At 73.0% G+C, this 21,631-nt stretch carries 22 protein-coding genes and 1 riboswitch; of the genes, 12 read left to right on the top strand and 10 right to left on the bottom strand.

The annotated features are described in order from the left end of the window. Positions 1-5: 5 nt before the first annotated feature. Both rpe and ACH35V_RS08960 read left to right on the top strand, forming a co-directional pair. A complete protein-coding gene (rpe, locus tag ACH35V_RS08965) occupies positions 6-683 on the top strand; it encodes a ribulose-phosphate 3-epimerase (RefSeq protein ID WP_395971190.1) in 678 nt (225 codons plus the stop codon). Further along, positions 680-1,318, top strand: a complete 639-nt coding sequence (locus ACH35V_RS08960; protein ID WP_395971189.1) for an HAD-IA family hydrolase — start codon at positions 680-682, stop codon at positions 1,316-1,318. Before rpe ends, ACH35V_RS08960 begins: the two co-directional genes overlap by 4 nt. A gap of 14 nt (positions 1,319-1,332) precedes the next feature. Here ACH35V_RS08960 and ACH35V_RS08955 read toward each other — a convergent pair whose 3' ends face one another. Further along, positions 1,333-2,823 (bottom strand): P-loop ATPase, Sll1717 family, encoded by a 1,491-nt coding sequence (locus ACH35V_RS08955; RefSeq protein ID WP_395971188.1) that lies wholly within the window; start codon positions 2,821-2,823, stop codon positions 1,333-1,335. 111 nt (positions 2,824-2,934) lie between these two features. Further along, complete coding sequence (locus ACH35V_RS08950; protein ID WP_395971187.1) at positions 2,935-3,345, bottom strand: DoxX family protein; 411 nt, start codon at positions 3,343-3,345, stop codon at positions 2,935-2,937. Between the two features lie 178 nt (positions 3,346-3,523). Further along, positions 3,524-3,654, top strand: a riboswitch (FMN riboswitch). Positions 3,655-3,724: 70 nt separating this feature from the next. Between ACH35V_RS08950 and ACH35V_RS08945 the strand changes: the two genes are divergently transcribed. The 6 genes from ACH35V_RS08945 to ACH35V_RS08920 all read left to right on the top strand — a co-directional run bounded on the left by ACH35V_RS08945 (position 3,725) and on the right by ACH35V_RS08920 (position 8,152). Further along, entirely contained in the window at positions 3,725-4,318 is a 594-nt protein-coding gene (locus ACH35V_RS08945) for a riboflavin synthase (protein ID WP_395971186.1), read from the top strand. After that, complete coding sequence (gene pnuC / locus ACH35V_RS08940; RefSeq protein ID WP_395971185.1) at positions 4,315-4,968, top strand: nicotinamide riboside transporter PnuC; 654 nt, start codon at positions 4,315-4,317, stop codon at positions 4,966-4,968. The genes ACH35V_RS08945 and pnuC overlap by 4 nt, the downstream gene beginning before the upstream one ends. Beyond that, positions 4,965-6,191 (top strand): bifunctional 3,4-dihydroxy-2-butanone-4-phosphate synthase/GTP cyclohydrolase II, encoded by a 1,227-nt coding sequence (locus tag ACH35V_RS08935; protein ID WP_395971184.1) that lies wholly within the window; start codon positions 4,965-4,967, stop codon positions 6,189-6,191. The genes pnuC and ACH35V_RS08935 overlap by 4 nt, the downstream gene beginning before the upstream one ends. Continuing rightward, positions 6,191-6,697, top strand: coding sequence for a 6,7-dimethyl-8-ribityllumazine synthase (gene ribH, locus ACH35V_RS08930; RefSeq protein WP_395971183.1), 507 nt, complete (start codon positions 6,191-6,193; stop codon positions 6,695-6,697). Before ACH35V_RS08935 ends, ribH begins: the two co-directional genes overlap by 1 nt. A 140-nt stretch (positions 6,698-6,837) precedes the next feature. Beyond that, entirely contained in the window at positions 6,838-7,713 is an 876-nt protein-coding gene (gene hisG, locus ACH35V_RS08925) for an ATP phosphoribosyltransferase (protein ID WP_395971182.1), read from the top strand. After that, the gene (locus ACH35V_RS08920; protein WP_395971181.1) at positions 7,706-8,152 is read left to right on the top strand and encodes a PH domain-containing protein; all 447 of its coding nucleotides are present in this window, start codon (positions 7,706-7,708) and stop codon (positions 8,150-8,152) included. Before hisG ends, ACH35V_RS08920 begins: the two co-directional genes overlap by 8 nt. Before the next feature lie 3 nt (positions 8,153-8,155). Here ACH35V_RS08920 and ACH35V_RS08915 read toward each other — a convergent pair whose 3' ends face one another. From ACH35V_RS08915 to ACH35V_RS08905, 3 genes are read right to left on the bottom strand one after another with little or no spacing between them, the layout of a single operon-like run. Beyond that, positions 8,156-8,794 carry a hypothetical protein gene (locus ACH35V_RS08915; protein ID WP_395971180.1) on the bottom strand — a complete coding sequence of 213 codons (639 nt, stop codon included), beginning with the start codon at positions 8,792-8,794 and terminating at the stop codon, positions 8,156-8,158. A 13-nt stretch (positions 8,795-8,807) separates the two neighbouring features. After that, positions 8,808-10,220 carry a selenium-binding protein SBP56-related protein gene (locus ACH35V_RS08910; protein WP_395971179.1) on the bottom strand — a complete coding sequence of 471 codons (1,413 nt, stop codon included), beginning with the start codon at positions 10,218-10,220 and terminating at the stop codon, positions 8,808-8,810. Positions 10,221-10,230: 10 nt separating this feature from the next. Next, positions 10,231-11,511 carry a sulfite oxidase gene (locus ACH35V_RS08905; protein ID WP_395971178.1) on the bottom strand — a complete coding sequence of 427 codons (1,281 nt, stop codon included), beginning with the start codon at positions 11,509-11,511 and terminating at the stop codon, positions 10,231-10,233. 134 nt (positions 11,512-11,645) lie between these two features. Between ACH35V_RS08905 and ACH35V_RS08900 the strand changes: the two genes are divergently transcribed. Genes ACH35V_RS08900 through ACH35V_RS08885 form a run of 4 tightly spaced genes read left to right on the top strand, consistent with a single transcriptional unit; the run spans position 11,646 to position 15,406 of the window. After that, positions 11,646-12,539 (top strand): AAA family ATPase, encoded by an 894-nt coding sequence (locus ACH35V_RS08900; protein WP_395971177.1) that lies wholly within the window; start codon positions 11,646-11,648, stop codon positions 12,537-12,539. Positions 12,540-12,546: 7 nt separating this feature from the next. Next, positions 12,547-13,671: a VWA domain-containing protein gene (locus ACH35V_RS08895; protein ID WP_395971176.1), complete on the top strand. Its 1,125-nt coding sequence runs from the start codon at positions 12,547-12,549 to the stop codon at positions 13,669-13,671. Continuing rightward, complete coding sequence (locus ACH35V_RS08890; protein ID WP_395971175.1) at positions 13,664-14,788, top strand: XdhC family protein; 1,125 nt, start codon at positions 13,664-13,666, stop codon at positions 14,786-14,788. Before ACH35V_RS08895 ends, ACH35V_RS08890 begins: the two co-directional genes overlap by 8 nt. An 18-nt stretch (positions 14,789-14,806) precedes the next feature. After that, complete coding sequence (locus ACH35V_RS08885; protein WP_395971174.1) at positions 14,807-15,406, top strand: NTP transferase domain-containing protein; 600 nt, start codon at positions 14,807-14,809, stop codon at positions 15,404-15,406. Between the two features lie 25 nt (positions 15,407-15,431). Here ACH35V_RS08885 and ACH35V_RS08880 read toward each other — a convergent pair whose 3' ends face one another. The 5 genes from ACH35V_RS08880 to ACH35V_RS08860 form a co-directional block, all read right to left on the bottom strand. Continuing rightward, on the bottom strand, positions 15,432-16,649 hold the full coding sequence (locus tag ACH35V_RS08880) for a DUF6986 family protein (protein ID WP_395971173.1): 1,218 nt from the start codon (positions 16,647-16,649) through the stop codon (positions 15,432-15,434). Positions 16,650-16,695: 46 nt separating this feature from the next. Further along, on the bottom strand, positions 16,696-17,604 hold the full coding sequence (locus tag ACH35V_RS08875) for an aldose 1-epimerase family protein (protein ID WP_395971172.1): 909 nt from the start codon (positions 17,602-17,604) through the stop codon (positions 16,696-16,698). Positions 17,605-17,686: 82 nt separating this feature from the next. Continuing rightward, the gene (locus ACH35V_RS08870) at positions 17,687-19,099 is read right to left on the bottom strand and encodes a DUF1116 domain-containing protein (protein WP_395971171.1); all 1,413 of its coding nucleotides are present in this window, start codon (positions 19,097-19,099) and stop codon (positions 17,687-17,689) included. Then, entirely contained in the window at positions 19,096-20,550 is a 1,455-nt protein-coding gene (locus tag ACH35V_RS08865; protein WP_395971170.1) for an FdrA family protein, read from the bottom strand. The genes ACH35V_RS08870 and ACH35V_RS08865 overlap by 4 nt, the downstream gene beginning before the upstream one ends. A gap of 49 nt (positions 20,551-20,599) precedes the next feature. Beyond that, on the bottom strand, positions 20,600-21,565 hold the full coding sequence (locus ACH35V_RS08860; RefSeq protein ID WP_395971169.1) for a DUF2877 domain-containing protein: 966 nt from the start codon (positions 21,563-21,565) through the stop codon (positions 20,600-20,602). Positions 21,566-21,631 lie beyond the last annotated feature (66 nt).

Raw genomic sequence — 21,631 nt, 5'->3', positions numbered from 1 at the left:
GCATCATGGCTCCTCAGATCGCACCCAGCATCCTGTCCGCCGACTTCGCCCACCTGGCCGAGGACGTCGCGCGCATCGCCGACGCCGCCGACTGGGTCCACGTCGACGTCATGGACAACCACTTCGTCCCGAACCTCACCCTGGGACTGCCCGTCGTCCAGGCACTGCTCCAGCACAGCGCGCTGCCGCTCGACTGCCACCTGATGATCGAGGACCCCGACCGGTGGGCCCCGGAGTACGCCGAGGCCGGCGCGAAGAGCGTCACCATCCACGCCGAGGCCGCCAAGGCGCCGATCCGCACCCTGCGCGCCATCCGCGCCGCGGGCGCGCGCGCGGGGCTCGGCGTCAACCCGGCCACCCCCGTGGACGGTTTCGAAGACCTCCTGGGCGAAATCGACATGCTCCTCTTGATGACCGTCGAGCCCGGGTTCGGCGGCCAGAAGTTCCTGGACGTCGTCCTGCCGAAGGTCCGCCGCGCCCGCGAGCTCATCAAGGGTCGCGACCTCCCCGTCTGGCTCCAGGTGGACGGCGGCGTCAGCGCGGAGACCATCGAGCGCTGCGCAGAAGCCGGAGCGGACGTGTTCGTCGCGGGCAGCGCCGTCTACGGGGCGGACGACCCCGCCGAGGCCGTCCGCAGGCTGCGCGGCCAGGCCGAAGAAGCGACGGCGAAGGCGAACTGGTGATCCTGCCCTGCGCCGCCGTCCTGTTCGACGTGGACGGGACCCTCGTCGACTCCACGCCCCTGGTGGAGCGGGCCGCCCGCGAATGGGCCGCCGAGTACGGCATCGACCCGGACGAGTTCCTCTCCGACGCCCACGGCCGCCGCACCGTCGACCGCGTCGCCGACTTCCTCCCACCCAAGGAGGTCCACGACGCCACGGCACGCCTGGACGCGCTGGAGGCCGTCCGCACCGACGGCATCACCGCCCTGCCGGGCGCCGTCGACCTCCTGGCGAACATGAACGGCCTGCCCTGCGCGTTCGTGACCTCGATGGACAGGGCTCAGCTGAAACTCCGCACGGAAGTGGCCGGCGTGCCCGTCCCGCAGGTGGTGGTGACGGCCGAGGACGTCCCGACCGGGAAACCAGACCCGTCCGGCTACCTCAAAGCTGCCCGGAGCCTGGGCGTGGACCCGTCAGACTGCATCGTCATCGAGGACGCCCCTGCCGGCATAGCCGCAGGCCGCGCGGCGGGTGCGACCGTCCTGGCGGTGACCACCAGCCACGACTCCGCAGTGCTGACCGGAGCGGACCGAATCATCCACTACCTCACGCACGTCACGTCGACACCGACCGGCCTGCTCCTCGCGGACGACTGACGCCCGGCGAGCGCTCATCCTTCCGGGGCGGCGATGCCCAGGGACGAGCGGAACATCTCGTGGATCCGGAAGCGTTTGACCGCCGCGACGTTGAGGTGCTGGACCTGATGGCTCCCCAGGAAGGCGCCGTCCCCGTTGGCCTGGGCGGTCAGCAGGCCCGCCCGCCACAGGACCTCGATGAGGTCGTTCGGGTAGCAGTGCGGCAGCCACGACTCCGTCCCGTGCGTGGGGATCTCTCCGACGGCCAGTTCGAGGCAGAGCAGTTCGAGCTCTTCGCGGTCGAACGTGTGCGGACGGCTTCGGAAAACCTCGAAAACGCTCAGGAGCCCCGGGTACTGGGAGCGGTATTCGGCGGCGATGTCCCTGGTCCGCTCCGCCGAATAGCCGTACTCGCACCGTTCGATCGCGGAATACGGCACCGGCAGCTTTGAGGCGCGCCTTCTGCCCTGCGCCAGGGCCTCCGAGCAGAACTGGATGATCTCCCTCGGCCGGTACAGGGTCCGGTCGACCATGTAGCGGAACGCCGCGTCCCGCCCCTGGCCCGGCGGCGAGGCGAACACCGCCGACCAGCAGGCCCGGTCACCGGCGCGTTCCAGCGCCTCCACGTCGAAGCCCTTCTCGTGCGCGGAGTACCGGATCCGCTTGGCGATGAGCTCCAGCAGCGACTCCTCCGACCAGTAGATCTTCTCCAGGAGGTCCCGGTGCTTCTGCGCGTCGTCGTAGAGGGCCGGGATGTCGTCGTACAGCTCCTGCCGCAGCGACACGTACACCCGCAGGTTCTTGTGCAGCCCGTTGATCGACACGCACGCCTGGAACAGGCCCGAGACGAACGCCTTGGCGTCCTCGGACGAGTCCCATCCGCGGTCGAGCTCGTCGACGAGCACGATCACCCGCTGGCCGTCCAGCACCTTCTTCAGCGCCGACAGCAGATTGTGGATCTCTTCGAGCTTGTAGAGCCGGTCCAGCTCGCGCGTCCGCAGCCCCGCCTCGATCGGCCCGAGCTTGATGGCCTCGAGCCGCTTCAGATACGACACCAGCAGCGACAGCGGCCCGAGCTGATGGGCGCCGTGATTGTCGCGGATGTAGTTGTAGATCTCCCGGCCGCCGCCCTTGGTCAGCCGCATCCCCTTGCGCGCCAGCGCCTTCATCACCAGCACGTAGATCAGGTACTTCCAGGCCGCGGCGTAGGCGCCCTGCTTCGCCCACGACCCCGAGTGCTCGGCCTCCATCGTCGAGCTGAGCAGCTCGTAGGAGTAGTCCTCCGGGCTCAGCTCGATGACATGGCTGCCCGCCGCCCGCTCCCGTTTCGCCAGCACCTGGAAGATCGCGCTCTTCCCGGCCCCGCGGTTCCCCATCAGGATCGTCTTCGCCCCCGACCGGACCCGCTGGTAGGCGTCGGACTCGACGAAGTACTTCTCCAGTCCCCGGGAAATGTCACGCTCGGCCGACGGAGTGCCGAAGTCGAGGACGTCCAGAATTTTCGGCGACAAGGTCACTTTGCCCATGGGCTTTCCCCCCGGATCCGCGGCAGGTCTCCGCCAACGAGTTTCGTCCCGCCGCCCGCTCCCGACAACCCCCGCCGCCGGGACTCGGGCCGGCGGAGAACGGGGCTCGGGTCAGCCGAAGAGGGGGTCTACCAGGGTGAGGCCGGGGTGGCCGTCCGAGGCGTAGAGGGCGAAGAGGGCCAGGGCGCCGCCGGCGAGGGAGAGGTCCTTGCTGAACTGGATCTGCTCCAGCTGCCGCTCCTCCGGCGACTCCAGCCGCCAGAAGTCGTGGAAGACCACGGCGGTGATCAGGAGGAACGGGACGAGCGCGATGGCCGCGAGGTCGGGCCAGACGCCGAGGACGAGGAGGGCCGACGCCACGAGGATGTACACGCCGGACACCTGGACGGCGAGCGTCGGCTGGGGGAGTTTCTTCGATTGTGCGTAACCGGCCATCGCCGCGGTGGCGGTGAGATGGCCGAATCCGGCGCCGATGAAGATGCTCGCGAAGGCGATGCGGGCGATGAGGGCGACGACGTCCATGACTGCCTCCAGGGGGAATGTCGTCAGGCGTCACATATGTCCCTGTGATCTACCCCACGTCCAAGATCGTTGAACGTTGAATCAAACGGGCGGAATCGAACGGGCGGTCGCGCGCGGCCGTGGCGATGCTCACACCGGGCGGGAATGTATGACGTGGCACACTGGTTGCCAAGCATGAACGCGTGCTCCGGGGTCGGTGAAATTCCGAACCGGCGGTGACAGTCCGCGACCCGGCCGAAGCCATCGGCCGGTTGACCCGGTGGAAATCCGGGACCGACGGTGAAAGTCCGGATGGGAGGCAGCGCGCGGCACGTCCCCGTCCAGGGGCGTGCGCCGACGTATCGACGTCCCCCGGAGCCTGAACTAGGAGGCCCGGGAGATGTTCACAGGCATCGTCGAGGAACTCGGCGAGATCGTGCTGATCGAGCCCTCGGACGGCTCGGTCGCGCTCACGGTCCGCGGCCCGCTCGTCACGCAGGACGCCGCGCACGGCGCGTCGATCGCCGTCAACGGCGTCTGCCTCACCGTCGTGGACGTCAAGGACGAGGCCTTCACCGCCGACGTCATCAAGGAGACCCTCGACAAGTCCAGCCTGGGGGCGCTGACGCCCGGCTCCAAGGTCAACCTGGAACGGCCCGTCCGGCTCTCCGACCGGCTCGGCGGGCATCTCGTCCAGGGCCACGTGGACGGCGTCGGCGAGATCATCTCCCGCGAGCCGGGGGAGCGGTGGGACGTCGTCACCGTCTCCCTGCCGCCCGCGCTGGGACGCTACGTCGTGGACAAGGGCTCGATCACCGTCGACGGCATCAGCCTCACGGTCGTCGAGGCCGGAGCCGACCGGTTCAGCGTGGCCCTCATCCCGACGACGCTCGCGCTCACCACGCTCGGCCACAAGAAGCCCGGCGACCCGGTGAACCTCGAAGTGGACGTCGTCGCCAAATACGTCGAACGCATGCTGGGCGACCGGCGATGAACTGGCTCGGCGCCGGATTCGAGGTTTTCGGCGAGCACATCCTCTGGACCGACCTCACCGGGAACGTCCTCTCGCTCGCCGTGGTGTGGCTCGCCATGCGCAAGACCCTCTGGACGTGGCCGGTGCAGCTCGCCGGTGCCTCACTGCTGCTCGCCGCGTCGCTGCACGCGCACGTCCCAGGGAACGCTCTGAAGCAAGTGCTGTTCTGCGGGCTCGCCCTCTACGGGTGGGCCATGTGGAGTCGTGGACGGCGAGAGGCCCAAGGGCTGATCGTCCGGCAGGCGACGCTCAAGGAACGCGCAATTCTGGCCGGTGCGCTCGTGGTCGGCACGGCGGTGGTCGCGCAACTGTTCATGCACATGGACTGGCTGAAGATCGCGTGGTCGCCGTGGGCGAACGCCTACATCTTCGTCGGCAGCGCGGTCGCGACCTTTGCGCAGAGCCGCGCGCTCGTCGACTTCTGGGTCGTCTGGGTGCTGGTCGACCTGGTCGGGGTGCCGCTGGCGCTCAAGTCCGGGCTGTACGTCTCCGGCGCGGTCTACGGGATCTTCTTCGTGACGGTGATGGTCGGGTTCAGGAACTGGCTCCGGGAGTCCCGGGCCGTGCAGGGGGCGCAGGGCCCCAGGGAGAAGGCGGTGACCGCATCATGAGCGGAAATGGCGGCGAGGGGATCTTCGACTCCATCGAATCGGCCGTGGCCGACATCGCGGCGGGGCTTCCCGTCGTGGTCGTCGACGACGAGGACCGCGAGAACGAGGGCGACATCATCTTCGCGGCGGCCAAGGCCACGCCCGAGCTGCTGACGTTCACGATCCGCTACACCAGCGGCGTCATCTGCGTCCCGATGGAGGGGGCCGAGCTCGACCGGCTGCAGATCCCGCTGATGACGGCGCAGAACACCGAGCGGATGCGCACCGCGTACACGATCAGCGTGGACGCGCGGCTCGGCGTCACCACCGGCATCTCCGCCGCCGACCGGGCCCGGACGATCAAGACGCTGTGCGACTCGGCGTCGGAGCCGCGCGACCTCGTCCGCCCGGGGCACATCTTCCCGCTGCGCTACCACGAGGGCGGGGTGCTGCGCAGGCGCGGGCACACCGAGGCCGCCGTCGACCTCGCCAGGCTGGCCGGGCTCACCCCGGCCGGCGTCCTCGCCGAGGTGGTGAACGAGGACGGCACCATGGCGCGCCTGCCGGAACTCCAGGTCTTCGCCAAGGAGCACGGGCTCAAGCTGATCTCCATCGAACAGCTCGCCGAGCACCGCAGGCGGCACGAGGCGATGGTCACCCGCGTCGTCGAGACGCGCCTGCCCAACCGGTACGGGACGTGGCGCGCGATCGGGTTCTCCAGCGCCATCGACGGCGGCGAGCACGTCGCGCTGGTGCTCGGCGAGATCGGTGACGGCGAGGACGTCCTGATCAGGGCTCATTCGGAATGCCTCACCGGCGACGTCCTGCACTCCGACCGCTGCGACTGCGGCACCCAGCTCGACGCCGCCATGGAACGCATCGCGGAGGAGGGACGCGGCGTCGTCCTCTACCTGCGCGGGCACGAGGGACGCGGCATCGGCCTGCTCGCCAAGCTGCAGGCGTACGCGCTGCAGGACAACGGGTCCGACACCGTCGACGCCAACCTGGAGCTGGGCCTTCCCGCCGACGCGCGCGAGTACTCCAACGCCGCGCACATGCTGCGCGACCTCGGCGTACGCTCGGTCCGGGTGCTCACCAACAACCCGGACAAGCTCAAGGGCCTGGACGGGTTCGGCGTGGACGTGCGGGGACGCGCGTCCATGCCCGTCGTCGTCACCGAGCACAACCGGCGCTACCTGACGGTCAAGCGGGACCGTCTCGGACACCAGATCGAGGGACTCTGATGAGCGGCGCGGGACGCCCCGAGGACATCACCGTCGACGCGGCCGGCGTCACGCTCGGCATCGTCTGCACCCGCTGGCACGAGCCGATCACCGACCGGCTCCTGGAGCGGGCGCTCGCGGCGGCGAAGGCGTGCGGCGTCGACCAGCCCGTCGTCGCCCGCGTCGCCGGGGCCCTGGAGCTGCCCGTGATCGCGCAGCAGCTCGCCCGCGACCTCGACGCCGTCGTCTGCCTCGGCGCGGTCGTCCGGGGCGCGACCGCCCATTTCGACTACGTGTGCGACTCCGTGACCGCCGGTGTGACCCGCGTCGCGCTGGACGAGTCGACTCCGGTGGGCAACGGGGTCCTCACATGTGACACCATTGAGCAGGCGATGGAACGCAGCGGGCTGCCCGGCAGCCCCGAGGACAAGGGATGGGAGGCGACTGTGGCCGCACTCGACACGGCACTGACCCTGCGAGGTCTGCGGCATCACGGTCACGCCGGGCACGGCCTGGAGCATATGTAGGGGGGTCCCAGGGGCTCCGCCCCTGAATGACTCGCGCATATGTAGGGGTCTGGTGTCAGGGGCTCCGCCCCTGAACGGCTCGCACTCGGCTCTTGAACGTCCCGGGTTTCTCACTCTCGTCCCATCGAAAGGCATATTCCGTGCTGTCACTCGTCCTGCCCAAGGGGTCGCTGGAGAAGGCGACCATGCAGCTGTTCGACGCCGCCGACCTCACCGTCCAGCGGTCGTCGGACCGCGACTACCGCGCGTCCATCGACGACCCGCGGATCGAGCGCGTCCGGGTGCTGCGGCCGCAGGAGATCCCGACCTATCTCGAACAGGGCCTGTTCGACCTGGGCATCACCGGCCGCGACTGGATCACCGAGACCGACTCGGACGTGGTCGGCCTCGGCGAGCTGAAGTACTCCAAGGCGACGTCCAACCCGGTCCGCGTGATCATGGCGGTGCCGGACGGGGCGCCCTGGCAGAAGGTGTCCGACCTGCCGGAGGGCGTCCGGATCTCCACCGAGTTCCCCGCGATGACGCGGCGGTTCCTGGAGAAGCACGGCGTCAAGGCGAAGGTCGTCCCGTCCTACGGCGCGACGGAGGCGAAGGTTCCCGACATCGTGGACGCGATCGTCGACCTCACCGAGACCGGCTCGTCCCTGCGCAAGAACGGCCTGCGCATCCTCGACACGCTCCTGACCAGCTACACCGAGCTGGTCGCCAACCGCGACGCCTACGAGGACGCGGAGAAGCGCGCCGCGATGGAGGACATCTCGCTGCTTCTGCAGGGCGCGATCCGCGCCCGCGGCAACGTCCTGCTGAAGCTGAACGTCGCGCAGGCCGACCTGCGGAACGTCCTGGACATCATGCCGTCGATGTCGTCGCCGACCGTCACGTCCCTCGCGGGCGGCGAGTCGAACGCGGTGGAGTCGGTGGTCGCCAAGCGCGGCGTGAACACGCTGATCCCGGCGCTGAAGGCCGCCGGCGCCCACGACATCCTCGAAATCCCCATCTCGAAGATCGTTGACTGAGCCTCCGGCGCTCCCGACCGTGTGGCGTCCCCGCACCACCCGGATCGTCGCCTACCTCACGGCGGGCGTGATCATGCTCGGCCTGATCGCGCTCGCCGTGGTGGTGGCGCCCCAGTTCAGGATGTTCGACCGCGTCCTGATCGTCGGGTTCGGCGCCTTCATGGCCTGGATCCTGCACATGCTGGCCCGCTGCCGGGTCGCGGCCGACGAGTCGGGCCTCACGGTCGTGAACGCGTTCCGCACCCGCCGCCTCGAATGGCCCGAGGTCGTGGACGTCTCCATGTCGGCCGGCGAGCCGTGGCCCACCCTCGACCTGGCGGACGGCACGTCCATCGGCGCGATGGGCATCAACGGCGCCGAGAAGGCCCTCGCCGCCCGCCAGCTCGCCGAACTGGAGGCCCTCCTCCACACCCGGGGCGAGGCCGCGGAGCCCCGCTGACACTCAGAGTGCGAGGACGAGGGTGAGGGTGCCGGCGGTGATGAGGGCGGCGGCCCAGAGGCGGTCGAGGTTGAACCAGGCGCGGCGCAGGACGGTCAGGCCGACGATCTCGTAGACGACGACGGCGATCGCGCCCGCGACGGCGAACATCGACAGGGTGTGGACGGCGGTGACGAACACGCCCGTCGATATCGCGCTGCCGGACGCCGACGCCAGCCCGTGGTCGTGGCCCGCCGGGGCCGTCCCGGACGAGGTCAGCACCGGCAGCAGCATCAGCCCCGCGCCGTGCGCCGACGACATCAGGAACGACCAGCCGGCGAGCTGCCACAGCGAGATCCGCATGCCGACCCAGCGGAAATGGCGCCGCGACAGCAGCCGCCACAGACCGAACCCGACCAGGACGGCGCCGCCGCCGATCGCGAGCGCCTGCGTCGCGACGACGGAGCGGGTGAGGGCGACGAGGATCGCGACCGCCCCGACGGACGCGGCGTGGCCCGCGGCGATGGCCGGGAGCGACTGCAGCACGAGGGTCCGGCTGCGCTCCTGGAAGCCGCGGGCCACGGCGAACAGCCAGCCCATGGCGGGGTTGACGCCGTGGAACGCGCCGAGCGCCACGAGGGCGGCGAGGGATCCGTCGGTCACGGGGTCACGGGCTTCACGGGTAGCAGTAGGAATCGGAGGACGCGTCGCCGCCCTGGAGGCGTGTCTGGTGCGGGCGGCGCCCGCGGAACGCGTCGCCGTTCGGGAAGAAGCGCTGGTCGAAGGCGAAGGAGTCGGGTGTGGAGTCGAGTTTTGCCATCCACGCGCCGACGCCGTCCGGGAAGAACTGGTCGTCCCAGGAGCCGTAGAGGGAATTGGTGATGTAGACGCGCTTACCGTCGCGGCTTACCTCCACCATTTGCGGGCCACCCGCTAGGGGCTGGTCGGGGGCGGCGGGGTGGGGTGTCCGGTTGACTATGCCGCCGATGCGGACCGAGCCCGCCTCGACCGGGTTGAACGGGTCGCTGACGTTGTAGCGCTTCAGCTCGCCGGTGCCCCAGCACGACACGTACAGCCACTGGTCGTCGACGGAGAGGTCGATGTCGGTGATGAGCGGTGGGACCGCGCCGAAGGGCTGGATGACTGGGGGGAGGGACGACGCGTCTGCGGGCTCTGCGGGAATGGTGATTACTTTCTTGGCCGTCCAGGCGTTGCCGTCGCCGTCGCCTTCGCGGTGCCAGAGCCAGACGGACGCCGACAGGTCCTCGACGCTGACGACCACTCCCGCGAACCCGTACAGCTTGGTCGGGTCGTGCGCGGGACGCAGTTCCAGCACCATCTGGTGCTCGTCGCCCAGGTCCACGGTCTGGACGTGCTTGCGCTTGCGCAGGTCGAAGAAGTTCAGCGAATGCCCGTACTTGCGTCCCAGGAGCAGTTCGGCGACGACGCCGTCCTCGATCATGGACGGCGTGCCCCACTCGGACGTGACGAGCACGTCGTGCGCGATGTGCCACCAGGCGTCGTAGGCGAAGTACTGCGGGCCGCGGTCGACCTCCCAGCGTCCGAGCACGTCGAAGGAGGTGTGGTCGAGGAGGGCGATGCCGCCGGGGCCGTCCTCGCCGTTCGCGCCGCCGAGCGCCGTCAGGTACAGGCCCTCGGGCCCGCAGTGGACGGTGTGCGGACGCGAGTATCCGGCCCGTTTGGCCAGCTCGTCCGGCTCAAGGACCTTGACGATCTTCGGTGCGACGGGGTCGTCCTTGGTGTCGATGACGTACACCCGTGACGACCGCAGCCCAGGGACGATCAGGTAGCGGCGCTCGACGTGCGGGTGCGGCGACCCGGGGCACAGGGCGCTGCTGCACGCGTTCCACCCGAAATGGTGCAGCTCGTCGCCGAGGAACGGCAGGTCCGTCCAGCCGACGACGGAGCCGTAGGAGGCGGAGGCCGGGTCGACGTCCAGCACGGCGATCGCGTCCGGTTTCGCGGCGGCCCGGTCGAACGCCGCCACGTAGGCGAGCTTCTCGGCCGGCGCGGACGCGGCGTCGCGCGGGGAGGCGTAGAAGGTCGGGTCTGGCGTCCACAAAGCCATGGTCGTCCTTTCAGCTGACGGTGACCGGGTGCCGTACCACGGCGCCGAAGAGGTAGCCGAGCGTGTTGTGGGGGACGGTGGCGGGCTGGGTCGCGCCGGTCTCGTCGGTGGCGCGGGCCAGCAGCTCGTACGGTCCCGGGCGGCCGGGGCGCCAGGGGAACTCCCAGCGCGCCCATCCGCGCGGGTCCGGGCGGCGGTCGCGGAGGCGGGCGGGGCGCCAGGTCGCGCCGCCGTCCGCGCTGACCTCGACCCGCCGGATCCGGCCGCCGCCCGACCAGGACCGGCCGCGCAGGGCGAGCTCCCGCGCCGCGGGCAGCGCCGCGTCCCAGGGCAGCTCGAACGCGGACTTGACGTTCATCGTGGTCAGCGGCGCGGACCCGGCCGGCGGGTACTCGGCGCCGAAGAGCCGGTAGTAGCGGGTGTTCCAGGGCGAGAGCAGCGGCTCGTCCGCCACCTGGATGTCGCCGAGCCATTTCACGGACGCGATGCCGACCCACGACGGCACGACCAGGCGCACCGGATGGCCGTGGTCGGGCGGCAGGGGCGCGCCGTTCATGCGGTAGGCGAGCAGGACGTCCTTCATCGCCTTCGCGACGGGGAGGGGACGCCGCACGCGGCCGAGGTTCTCGCCCTTGTCCACGTAGTCAGCGTCCAGCCCGCGCGGCATGATGTCCACGGCCTCGCGGGTTATACCTGCGCGCCGCAGCACCGTCGACAGCCGGACGCCGCGCCACCGCGCCACGCCCACCGCGCCCAGCCTCCACGGGGTGCCCGAGGCCCCCTGCCCCTGCTGGGACGCGAAGAAGCCGCGCCCGTTGCCCGTGCACTCGATCGACGCCGTGAGGGTCTCGGCGGGGAGCCCGAGCAGGTCCTCGTAGGTGAGCTCGATGGGACGGTTTTCGGTCGGGCGGCCGGCCAGGCCGGTGCCCCACAGTTTGAGGCGCCAGGTGCGCGGGTCGATGAGCGGCGTGGCGGTGTGGTTGCGGACGAAGAACCGGTCTGCGGGCGTCAGGTAGCCCTGCCGTCGCATGGCCTCCCAGCGCATCTCGGCGTTGGTCCCGTGCTGGATGAACAGCTCCGGCGGCAGCGGCTTGACGATCCCGCCCGAAGCGGCGGCCGCCCGCGCGGCGGACGCGGTCGGGCCGAACGCGGTCAGCAGGCCGCCGCCGAGCCCGGCGCTCAGTCCCGCGCCGGCCGAGAGGCGCAGCAGCGCGCGCCGGGAGGGGGAGCGGAGGCGTTCGTAGGTCGCTTCGTCGGTCAGGTCGGGGTCGTCCCGGTCACCGGTTCGCATGGCTCCGATGCTGCTCAGCGGCCACGGGAAAGTCAACTTTCCATACTGATTTACTTGGATTAATACGGGGATGTCCGGGCATGTGCGTCGTCCGTCCGGCTGAGTAGCCTGAGACCCGTGGGGAGACGGCGGCGATGACCCTGGACCTGGTCGGATCGCCCGCGGAGCTCGCGGGCCTGCTCGACAGGCACGCCTACCTGTGCGACGACGGGCTCGCGACGGCGTGCTTCCTCGCGCTGCGCATGGGGCGGCCGCTGTTCCTGGAGGGCGAGGCCGGCGTCGGCAAGACCGAACTGGCCAAGACGCTCGCGCGGGCGCTCGGCGCGCCGCTGATCCGGCTGCAGTGCTACGAGGGGCTGGACGCGTCCCAGGCCCTGTACGACTGGGACTTCCCGCGCCAGCTCCTGCACCTGCGCGCCGCCGAGGCCGCCGGGGTCGGCGACGTGGCGCGGCTGGAGGGCGAGCTGTACGACCGGCGGTTCCTGCTGGCCAGGCCGCTGCTCCAGGCGCTGGAGACGTCCCCCTGCGTCTTGCTCGTGGACGAGTTGGACCGTGCCGACGACGAGTTCGAGGCGTTCCTCCTGGAGGTCCTCAGCGACTTCACGATCACGGTCCCGGAGCTGGGCACGATCAGCGCGGAGCGCCCGCCGGTCGTCGTGGTCACGTCCAACCGGACGCGCGAGGTCCACGACGCGCTGAAGCGGCGCTGCCTGTACCACTGGCTGGAGCACCCGTCGTTCGACCGCGAGGTCGCGATCATCAGGCGGCGGCTGCCGGGAGCGGCGGAGCGGCTCGCCGGGCAGGTCGCCGGGGCCGCGCAGCGGATGCGCGAGACGGGCCTGCTGAAACCGCCCGGGGTGGCGGAGACCCTCGACTGGACCGAGGCGCTCGTCGCGCTCGGCGTCCGCGACCTGGACCCGGCGGCCGCGGCGGTGACGCTCGGCGCCGTCCTGAAGTACCGCGAGGACCAGCAGCGCGTGCTCGGCGGCGGCCTGGAGGCCCTGCTCAACGGCGGCCGCAAGGGGTGAGCCGGACGTGGAACGCGATGTCACCGAGACGATGGTCGGGTTCGCCAGGACGCTGCGCGCGGCGGGCGGCGCCGCCGATCCCGAGCGGGTGCAGGCGATGCTGGCGGCGCTCGACCATCTCGACGTCCTCGACCCGTCCGACGTGTACTGGGCGGGACGCCTGACGATGTGCGCTGACCCCGACGACCTCGCCCGCTACGACCGGTGCTTCGCCGCGTACTTCTCCGGCGCGACCGCCCGTCCGGGGCGCAGGCCGCCGCCGCCCGTGGTCGTCCGCCGGGCGACGACGCCCGACCCGGGCGCGGCCGACGGCGGCGAGCGGAGCGAAGGGACGCAGGCCGCCACCGCCAGCGCCGTCGAGGTGCTGCGCGACCGGGACATGGCGCGGCTGACCGCCGCCGAGCGCGCCGAGGTCGCCCGCCTCATCGCGGTGCTGGATGCGGGCGCGGAGCGGCGCAGGTCGCGCAGGTTCGCGCCCGCGCCCACCGGACGGCTCGACCCCGCGCGGACCATCCGGGAGACGCTGCGGCGCGGCGGCGAGACGTCCCTGCTGAAACGCCGGACGCACCGCACCCGCCCCCGCCGCGTCGTGCTGATCGTGGACGTCAGCGGATCGATGAGCCCGTACGCCGACGCCCTGCTCCGCTTCGCGCACGCCGCCGCGCGTTCCGGAGGGCGCGGCGTGGAGGTATTCAGCGCCGGGACGCGCCTGACCCGCCTCACCCGCGAGCTGCGGCACCGCGACGCGGACGCGGCGATGGCGGCGGCGTCCGCGGCGATCCCGGACTGGAGCGGCGGCACCCGGCTCGGCGAGGAGCTCAAGGAGTTCCTGGACCGGTTCGGGCAGCGCGGCCTGGCCCGCGGCGCGGTCGTGGTGATCGCGTCGGACGGCTGGGAGCGCGGCGACGCCGCCCTGCTCGGCGAGCAGATGGCCCGGCTGCGCCGGCTGGCGCACCGGGTGGTGTGGGCGAACCCGCACAAGGCGCGTCCCGGGTACGAGCCGCTGACGGCGGGGATGGCGGCGGCGCTGCCGCACGTCGACGACTTCACGTCCGGGCACAGCCTCGCGGCGCTGGAGGAGCTGGCCCGCCTCGTCGGCGGGGGCTCAGGGAAGGGGAGCGCACATGCGTGACGTGCTGGACGACATCGCCCGCTGGTACGCGTCCGGGGAGACGTTCGGCCTCGCGACCGTCGTGAACACCTTCCGCAGCGCGCCGCGTCCGCCGGGCGCGGCGATGGCGGTGTCGGCCTCCGGCGAGGTGGCGGGCAGCGTGTCCGGCGGCTGCGTCGAGGGCGCCGTCTACGACCTGGCGCAGTCGGTGATGGAGAGCGGCGAGCCCGTCGTCCAGCGGTACGGGGTGAGCGACGACGACGCGTTCGCCGTCGGCCTGACCTGCGGCGGGATCCTCGACGTGCTGGTGGAGCCGGTCGGCCCGGCGACCTTCCCGGAGTTCGCGGGCGTGGCCGCGTCCATCGGGGCGCGTGAGCCGGTCGCGGTCGCGACCGTCGTCGCCGGGCCGGGGCGGATCGGCGCGCGCCGCGTGATCTGGGCCGACCGCGCGTCCGGGTCGCTCGCGCCGGACGCCCCGCACGCCGCCCGCCTCGACGCCGCCGTCGACGACGACGCGCGCGGCATGCTCGCGCAGGGCCTCACCGGGCAGCGCCACTACGGCCGCGAGGGGGAGCGGCGGCTCGACGAGCTGACCGTCTTCGTCCACTCGTTCGCGCCGCCGCCGCGCCTGCTCGTGTTCGGCGCGATCGACTTCGCCGCCGCCGTGGCCCGGATCGGCAAGTTCCTCGGCTACCACGTGACCGTGTGCGACGCGCGTCCCGTGTTCGCGACGCCCAAGCGGTTCCCGGAGGCGGACGAGGTCGTGGTGAAGTGGCCGCACAAGTACTTGCAGGAGACGGGCGCCGACGTCGACGCGCGGACGGCGATCTGCGTCCTGACCCACGACCCCAAGTTCGACGTGCCGCTGCTGGAGGTGGCGCTGCGCACGGACGCCGGGTACGTCGGCGCGATGGGTTCGCGCCGCACCCACGACGACCGCCTCGCCCGGCTGAGGGAGGCGGGCCTGTCCGAGACCGAGCTGGAGCGGCTGCGCTCGCCGATCGGGCTGGACCTCGGCGCCCGGACGCCGGAGGAGACCGCGGTGTCGATCGCGGCGGAGCTCGTCCAGCTCCGATGGGGCGGGTCTGGGTGCCCGCTCACCGACACCACCGGCAGGATCCACGCCGACGCGCCCTGACCGCACTACCCTCGCGGGATGACTCTGCACGGTGCGGAACCGCCCGCGGGCCTGCTGCTCGCGGCGGGTGAGGGAAGCCGGCTCGGACGGCCCAAGGCGACGCTCGAACTGGACGGCGAGCGCCTCGTCGACCGCGGCGTCCGGATGCTGCGGGACGCGGGCTGCTCACCGGCCATCGTCGTGGTGGGGGCCGAACCGGTCGAGGTGATCGGCGCGGTCGTCGTCCCGAACCCGGACTGGCGGGACGGCATGGGCTCCTCGCTGCGCGCCGGGCTCGCCGCGCTGCCGCCCGCCTGCCCCGCGGCCGTCGTCGCGCTCGTCGACCAGCCGCTGATCACCGCCGCCGCGGTCGGGCGCCTGATCGCCGCGTACGAGGCGGGCGCCGAGATCGCCATCGCGACGTACGGGGGAGAGCGGCGCAACCCCGTCCTGCTGCGGGCGGCGCATTTCGGCGCCGCGGCCGAGGCGGCGGTCGGCGACACGGGCGCGCGCGGCTTCCTGCGCGCCCATCCCGACCTGGTCACGCCCGTCCCGTGCGACGACGTCGCCGCGCCCGACGACATCGACACGCCCGACGACCTGACCGCGCTCAGGCGCCGCGGGCACGAGCCCGGGTGACGGCGCGCCCTCAGGGCGAAAAGGGTCAGGACGCGGGGAGGACGCTCTCGTCCAGGGCGCCGCAGTCGACGGCGCGGCGGAGCCGGGACGTGAGCGCCTTGATGGTGGCGGGCTCGTCCAGGACGCCGGTTGCCTCGCTCGACGCCTGCTCGTGCCACGCGCGGACCCGTCCGATGACGTCGTCGACGCCGCTCAGGTGGAACGCGTACACGGCCGCGTACCGGCTCGGCAGGTGCGCGGGGTGCAGGTCCCAGCCCTGGTAGAAGCCGTGCGAGAGCGAGTGCCTGACGTGCGCCGCGTGCGTCGCCCAGGCCGCGTTGACCTCGTCGGGGCCGTCGTTGCGCGGGATGACGTTGGTGGAGCCGTCCGACAGCCGCACGCCGGTGCCCGCGAACGACACCTGCATGACGTGCCGGGCGAAGTCGCAGGCGGGATGGTCGAGGCGCTGCTCGTGCGGCGGCAGCCCCAGCGCGGCCGTGTAGTCGTAGACGCCGAAGTGCGCGGCGGTGAGGCGGCCCGCGGCGGCGTCGGCGATGGCGCGCAGGCCGGTGCGGCCTTCGCCGTCCAGGATCGCGTCGGGCGTCTCGACCTGCACCTCGAACCGCAGGATGCCGGACGGCAGCCCGAGCGCGGTCTCCAGCCGGTCCAGCCACTCGGTGAACAGGGCGACGTGCTCGGCCGCGACGACCTTCGGGAACGTGATCGTGAACCCGCCGGGCAGCCGGCCGAGCCGGTCGCGCAGCGCGGTGAGGAACCCGTCGAGCGTCCGCATCGAGCGCTCGTGCCCGCCGTCGGCGAACGACTTCACCCGCACGCCCCAGTAGTGGGGGAGCCCCTTGACCTGGTACGCGGCGGCGACGGCCTCGACCACCTGCTCGATGTGGCCGTCCTCCTCGGCGTCGGGGCGGACGCCGTAGCCGTCCTCGAAGTCGATCCGCACGTCCTCGACCGGCTCGGCGGCCAGCTTCGCCGCGACGCGCTCGCGGACCAGCCCGGCGATCTCCGGATCGAGCCCGAACGCCGCGCCGAACGACCCGGCGCCCGGCGTGTGCGTGTTCAGCAGCCGCAGCGCCTCCGCGCCGAATTCGGCGGGGGTCGAGCGGGAGAACCGGTCGGCCGGCACGTACACCGTGTGCACCGGCTGGCGGCCGTCGGCGCCGCCGGGCCGGCGCTCGCCGTGCTCGTCGCGGACGGCGGCGATGCGATCGGACAGGTCGTCGTACGAGGAGACGCTGAGATTCACTCCGATATGATCCCTCACCCCGCGCCCGCTAGGGAACCGGGGCCGCCTAGGTCGCAGCCTGGATTCCCCAGGTGCCGGTGAACTCGGCGCCCGGTTCGAGGTGCCGCAGTCCCTCGCCGGACGCGAACGCGTTGGGCGGGCACGTCATCGGCTCGATGCCCAGCCCTTCGCGGGGGTTCGGGGCGTTGTCGGCGGTGTAGATCTCCATCCAGGGGTGCGCCTCGTCCGCCCAGAGCCTCACGGTGTGGGCTGCGCCGGCGAGGATCACCCAGACGCGTCCGTCGCCGTCGCGGTTCAGGTCGGTGAACGCGTTGTCGATCAGCCTGTCGCTGAGCAGTGTGCCCGTGCGCAGGTCGTACCTCGTGCCGGTGACGTCGAGGGACGGCCCGGATGGGATCATCCGGTCGTCCACCGGGAGGTAGCGGTCGGCGCCGAGCGTGACAGCGCAGGAGTCGATCGGCTCCCCGGCCGTGAGGTACGGGTGCGCGCCGTGGCCGTACGGGGCCGTCGCCGTGCCCGCGTTCCGCGCCGTGATCCGGACGTGCAGGCCGTCCGCCGCGTCCAGGGTGTACTCGGCCTCCAGGTCGAGGCGGAACGGGTACCCGGCCGTCCCGAGGAGCCGGTGCGCCAGCCGCACCCGGTCGGGCCGCTGGTCCGCCGCCCGCCACGGTGACCACCGGACGAGCCCGTGGATCGCGCAGTCCCGCTCCGGCTCGGACAGGTCGAGCTGATGCGTCGCGCCGCCGTAGGCGTAGCGGCCCCGGTCGACGCGGTTCGGCCACGGGATCAGCAGCTGCCCGAACGCGGCCGGCGCCGTCTCGTCGGCCCCGTACGTCAGGATCAGCGGCCGTCCCTCGTGCGTCAGCTCGCGCAGGCCCGCGCCCGCCTCGGTGACGACCGCCTGGTACGGGCCCGCGCTCAGCGCGTACTGCTCCCCGGTGATCAGCTCGCTCATGCCTGCCCTCTGTGGGGGGACGACCCCCCACACCCCCCGGTTCGCTGCGCTCATTTTGAGTCGGTACCCCTGTGAGCAGGGGTTACGCGGTCTCCGCGAGGGCGTGCAGGGCGTCGGCGAACACGTTCGGCGGCGGCTCGACGAGCCCGGCGCCGACCTGGCCCGTCCCGGCCTCGCGTCCGGCGATGCCGGTGTCGATGACCGGCAGGATCCCGGTGCGGACGACGCGGGTGACGTCCACGCCGACGGGGGTGCCGCGGAACGACAGCAGCGGGATCTGCAGCGCCGGATGCTCGGCGAGGGTGATCTCGTACATCCGCTGGGTCGCGGCGATCGCGTCCGGGACCTCGCCGCCGACGAACCGGACGATCGCGGGCGCGGCGGCGAGCGCGAACCCGCCCATCCCGGCCGTCTCGGTGATCGCCGAGTCGCCGATGTCGGGGTTGGCGTCGGCGGGGCCGTAGTCGCCCAGGTAGAGGCCGTCGGGGACGCCCGCGGGGCCGGTGAACCAGCGGTCGCCCGTGCCCGACACCTGGACGCCGAAGTCGGTGCCGTTGCGGGCCATCGCCACGACCAGGCTGGACCCGGGGACGTTCCGCGCCGCGTCCGCGCACACCTTCGCCGCGGCCATCCCCGCGTTCAGGAAGAAATGGTCGTTGCCCGCCGCGAACCGCAGCGCCTCGGCGGCCCGGCCGCGCGGCACGTCCTCGGCGGCGAGCAGGCCGGGCGCCAGCTCGCGCAGCAGCAGCGACGTCGCCGCCCGGTTCCGGTTGTGCAGCTCGTCGCCCATCTGCAGCGCCTGCGCCATGACCGACATCAGGTCGAGCGGCCCGTGGCGGCGGACCGCCGCCTGCAGCGCGGGCCCGAGGACCTCGCCCATCCACGTCAGCCGGTCGATCACCTCCGGCCCGTACGCCCCGTACCGCAGGACCTTCCCGAGGCCCTCGTTGAGCGAGCAGTACGCGGTGCCGCCGTGCTCGGCGTCCTCCACGACCAGCATCCACATGGACCGGCTGACGACGCCCGCCATCGGCCCGACCGCGGCGTAGTGGTGGCACGGCTCGAGCGTCGCCGCGCCGCGCTCCAGCGCGTGCTCGGCGCCGAGCGGCGTCTCCGCGAGCCCTTCGAGGAGCATCGCGCCGATGAGCGCGCCGCGCATCGGGCCGGACGCGCGCTCCCACTCCAGCGGCGGGCCCGCGTGCAGGAACGTCGCCTCGTCCAGGCCGAGGACCTCGCGGGCCGGGCGCACGTCCACCAGGTGCGGGCGGGACGAGACCATCCGCTGGACGGCGCGGGCGTTGGCGTCCGCGTGGCCTGGGTCGCCGAGCACCGCCGCGAGTGCCGCCTCCGTCCCGGCGGGCGGCGGGCGCCAGTCGACCCTCTCCACCGGGACGGCCTGCTCCGCCAGCGCGTCCGCGAGGACCTCCACCCCCGTCGCGACCACTCGCGGGTCGCGGGAGAGGAGCCCGCCGAGCCGGTGCCGCCGCTCGGTCATCCGGTCATCCCTTCCACCATCGACAGGGCGTGCCGGGCTGCCTGCGCGTTGGACGCGAACACGTCCGCGCCCGCCTCGCACAGCGCCGCCGCCTGCCGGTCGCGGTCCTGCGGGTCCGCGGGCGTCCCGCACAGCGACACGACGACGCCCAGGTCGGGACGGTCCCGCACCGCGTCCGCGAGCGCCGGGGCGAGGGACGCGGCCGGGTCGGGCTCCGCGCCGTGGCCGAGCACCACGTCCAGCAGCAGGACGCCGCACCCGGCGTCGTCCGCCTCCGCCCGGACGGCCTCCAGCCGCAGCGCCGGGTCGATCATCGGGTGGGCGCGGCCCCGCGTGTAGGCGTCGTCGCCGAAGTCGGTGAAGCGGTGGCCGCCGCCCGCGTCCGCGCCGCGCGCCGCCAGGTCCCAGCCGAGCGCGTCGCGCGCGATCGACTCGGCCTCGTCGCGGAGCGTCCCGCCGGCGAACAGCCCGCGCAGCGCCCGCCCCGCCACCGGCGCCGGACGCCGTGCCGCCTTCCAGCGGGGCCAGTCGGGGACCGTCCGGCGGAGCGCCTTCAGCGCCTTCTCGGCCGCCGCCGTCAGGTCGTCCTCGCCCGCGGCGGGCAGCGCGAACACGACCGGGGTGTCGAGGCGGCGGGCCGCCTCCCGGATCAGGTCCGCGACCTGCGGCGCGGGCGGCTTGGACACCAGCACGATCAGCTCGGTGGCCGGGTCGGCGTCGAGCGCCGCCAGCGCGGACAGCGCGGACCTGCCGCTGACCTCGGGCGACAGGTCCCGTCCGCCGACGCCGAGGACGTGGCTGACGCCGACGTCCGCCTCGTCCAGCAGGCACATCAGCTGCTGCGCGCCCGTCCCGGACGCCGCGACCATGCCGACCGGGCCCGGCCGGACGGCGTTCGCGAACCCGAGCCCCGCGCCGCCGATCACCGCCGTCCCGCAGTCGGGCCCCATCACGATCAGCCCGCGGCGGGCGGCGGCCTCCTTCAGGAGGATCTCCTGGGCGAGCGGCACATTGTCGCTGAAGATCATGACGTTCAGGCCGGCGTCCAGCGCGTCCATCGCCTCGGGGAACACGTGCGGGCCCGGCACCGACAGCAGCGCCACGGTCGCGTCCGCGCGGGCGGCGGCGGACGCGGTCGTCCGGGGCGGCGCCATCTCGCCAGGCACTCCCGCGCTTGTGGGGCGGGACGCCTCGCTGAGCAGCCCGTCCAGCGCGTCCCGCGCCTGGTCGAGCGCCTCGCCGTCCGCCCTTACCGCCACTACCAGGTCGTCCGGCCCCGTGTCAGAGGGCACCGCGAAGCCCATCCGCTCCAGCATCTCGCGGTTCAGCTCGGTCCCCATCGCGACCATCGCCGCGGCCACGTCCGGCCGCTCCGACAGCGAACGGCTGACCCGCATCAGCGTGACCGAATCGTGGTAGCTCCCAGGGCGCACCTCGACCCAATCGCTCATGCGGGCCTCCGGTGGGAGGCGGCCCCCCACACCCCCCGGTTCGCTTCGCTCATGCGGTCACCCGCGAAGCGTGGCGCACCGCCGTCAGGGCGAGGGCGGCGCGGCAGCCCGCGAGGATGCCCTGCGCGAGGTCGGCGCCGGACGTGTGGCCCACCGCCAAGAGGCGCCGGACGGCCTGGCCGGTGACCAGCGCGTCCTGCGGCTCGTGGCCCGCGACGCAGCGCAGCACCGCCGCGACCTCCGCGCCCGCGCCGCCCGCCGCCGCGCAGTGCAGCAGCGTCGCGGCCAGCGCGGTCGTCCGGGTGCCGGCGTCGGCGGTGACCGCCGCGCCGAGCCAGTCCGCAAGCCACACCGCCGTGCGGCCGTGCCGGAGCGCGTCGCCGACGCTCCGCAGCGACACCAGCAGGCCGCACAGGATGTCGTCGCCGCTCGGCGTCAGGCCGGGGCCGAGCCCCACGATCCGCTCCGCCGCCTCCACCGCGCCCGCGAGGTCGCCCGCGGCGCAGCAGTCGGCGAGCGCGGCCGGGTCGGGATGGTCGCCGAGGCCGCCGCCCGCCGTCCCCGCGCCGGTCAGCATCCCGGCGTCGGCCAGCTCCGCCTCCAGGCACCGGACGCCGTAGGCGAGCGCGGACGCCTGCACCGGCCCGAGCACCGGCGACGGGTCCCACCAGCGGCGGACGCGCACGTGCAGCGGACCGGCCTCCACCCGCCCGTCGCCGACCCACGCATCGCTGCCCTCCCGGATCGACCGGAACGGCTGCTCCTTGCGCGTCGCGACGACGACCACCGCGTTCGGCAGCCGGTGCGCGTCGGACGTGACGACCGCGAGCACCCGCGGTTCGGGGCCGCCCCGCAGCTCCAGGTACAGCGCCGCCGGGAACACGGCGATGACCCGCGCCGCGCGGCGCGGCGGGTCGAGCAGCGGCCGCAGCGCCAGGCTCGCGGCGCCGGCGGCGGGCGGCCGCCGTCCGGGCCGGGCCGGAAGCGGGATCGGGTCGCGGACGAGTGCGGTCACGGAACCTCCCGAGGCCGGCGTCGGTCGCCGTCCGGCCTGCGGACGGCCCGGCCTCTGCCGAGACGG

Origin of the sequence: Actinomadura sp. 1N219 (assembly GCF_044326405.1) — a bacterium.
GTDB lineage: Bacteria > Actinomycetota > Actinomycetes > Streptosporangiales > Streptosporangiaceae > Spirillospora.
The sequence above is the reverse complement of the archived record's forward strand: the minus strand, read 5'-3'. Positions and strand labels throughout refer to the sequence as shown.

Coding starts and splice junctions, on each gene's coding strand:
- rpe (WP_395971190.1), top strand. CDS start 6: ATGGCTCCTCAGATCGCACCCAGCATCCTGTCCGCCGACTTCGCCCAC.
- ACH35V_RS08955 (WP_395971188.1), bottom strand. CDS start 2,823: ATGGGCAAAGTGACCTTGTCGCCGAAAATTCTGGACGTCCTCGACTTC.
- ACH35V_RS08950 (WP_395971187.1), bottom strand. CDS start 3,345: ATGGACGTCGTCGCCCTCATCGCCCGCATCGCCTTCGCGAGCATCTTC.
- ACH35V_RS08945 (WP_395971186.1), top strand. CDS start 3,725: ATGTTCACAGGCATCGTCGAGGAACTCGGCGAGATCGTGCTGATCGAG.
- pnuC (WP_395971185.1), top strand. CDS start 4,315: ATGAACTGGCTCGGCGCCGGATTCGAGGTTTTCGGCGAGCACATCCTC.
- ACH35V_RS08935 (WP_395971184.1), top strand. CDS start 4,965: ATGAGCGGAAATGGCGGCGAGGGGATCTTCGACTCCATCGAATCGGCC.
- ribH (WP_395971183.1), top strand. CDS start 6,191: ATGAGCGGCGCGGGACGCCCCGAGGACATCACCGTCGACGCGGCCGGC.
- ACH35V_RS08910 (WP_395971179.1), bottom strand. CDS start 10,220: ATGGCTTTGTGGACGCCAGACCCGACCTTCTACGCCTCCCCGCGCGAC.
- ACH35V_RS08905 (WP_395971178.1), bottom strand. CDS start 11,511: ATGCGAACCGGTGACCGGGACGACCCCGACCTGACCGACGAAGCGACC.
- ACH35V_RS08900 (WP_395971177.1), top strand. CDS start 11,646: ATGACCCTGGACCTGGTCGGATCGCCCGCGGAGCTCGCGGGCCTGCTC.
- ACH35V_RS08890 (WP_395971175.1), top strand. CDS start 13,664: ATGCGTGACGTGCTGGACGACATCGCCCGCTGGTACGCGTCCGGGGAG.
- ACH35V_RS08885 (WP_395971174.1), top strand. CDS start 14,807: ATGACTCTGCACGGTGCGGAACCGCCCGCGGGCCTGCTGCTCGCGGCG.
- ACH35V_RS08875 (WP_395971172.1), bottom strand. CDS start 17,604: ATGAGCGAGCTGATCACCGGGGAGCAGTACGCGCTGAGCGCGGGCCCG.
- ACH35V_RS08870 (WP_395971171.1), bottom strand. CDS start 19,099: ATGACCGAGCGGCGGCACCGGCTCGGCGGGCTCCTCTCCCGCGACCCG.
- ACH35V_RS08865 (WP_395971170.1), bottom strand. CDS start 20,550: ATGAGCGATTGGGTCGAGGTGCGCCCTGGGAGCTACCACGATTCGGTC.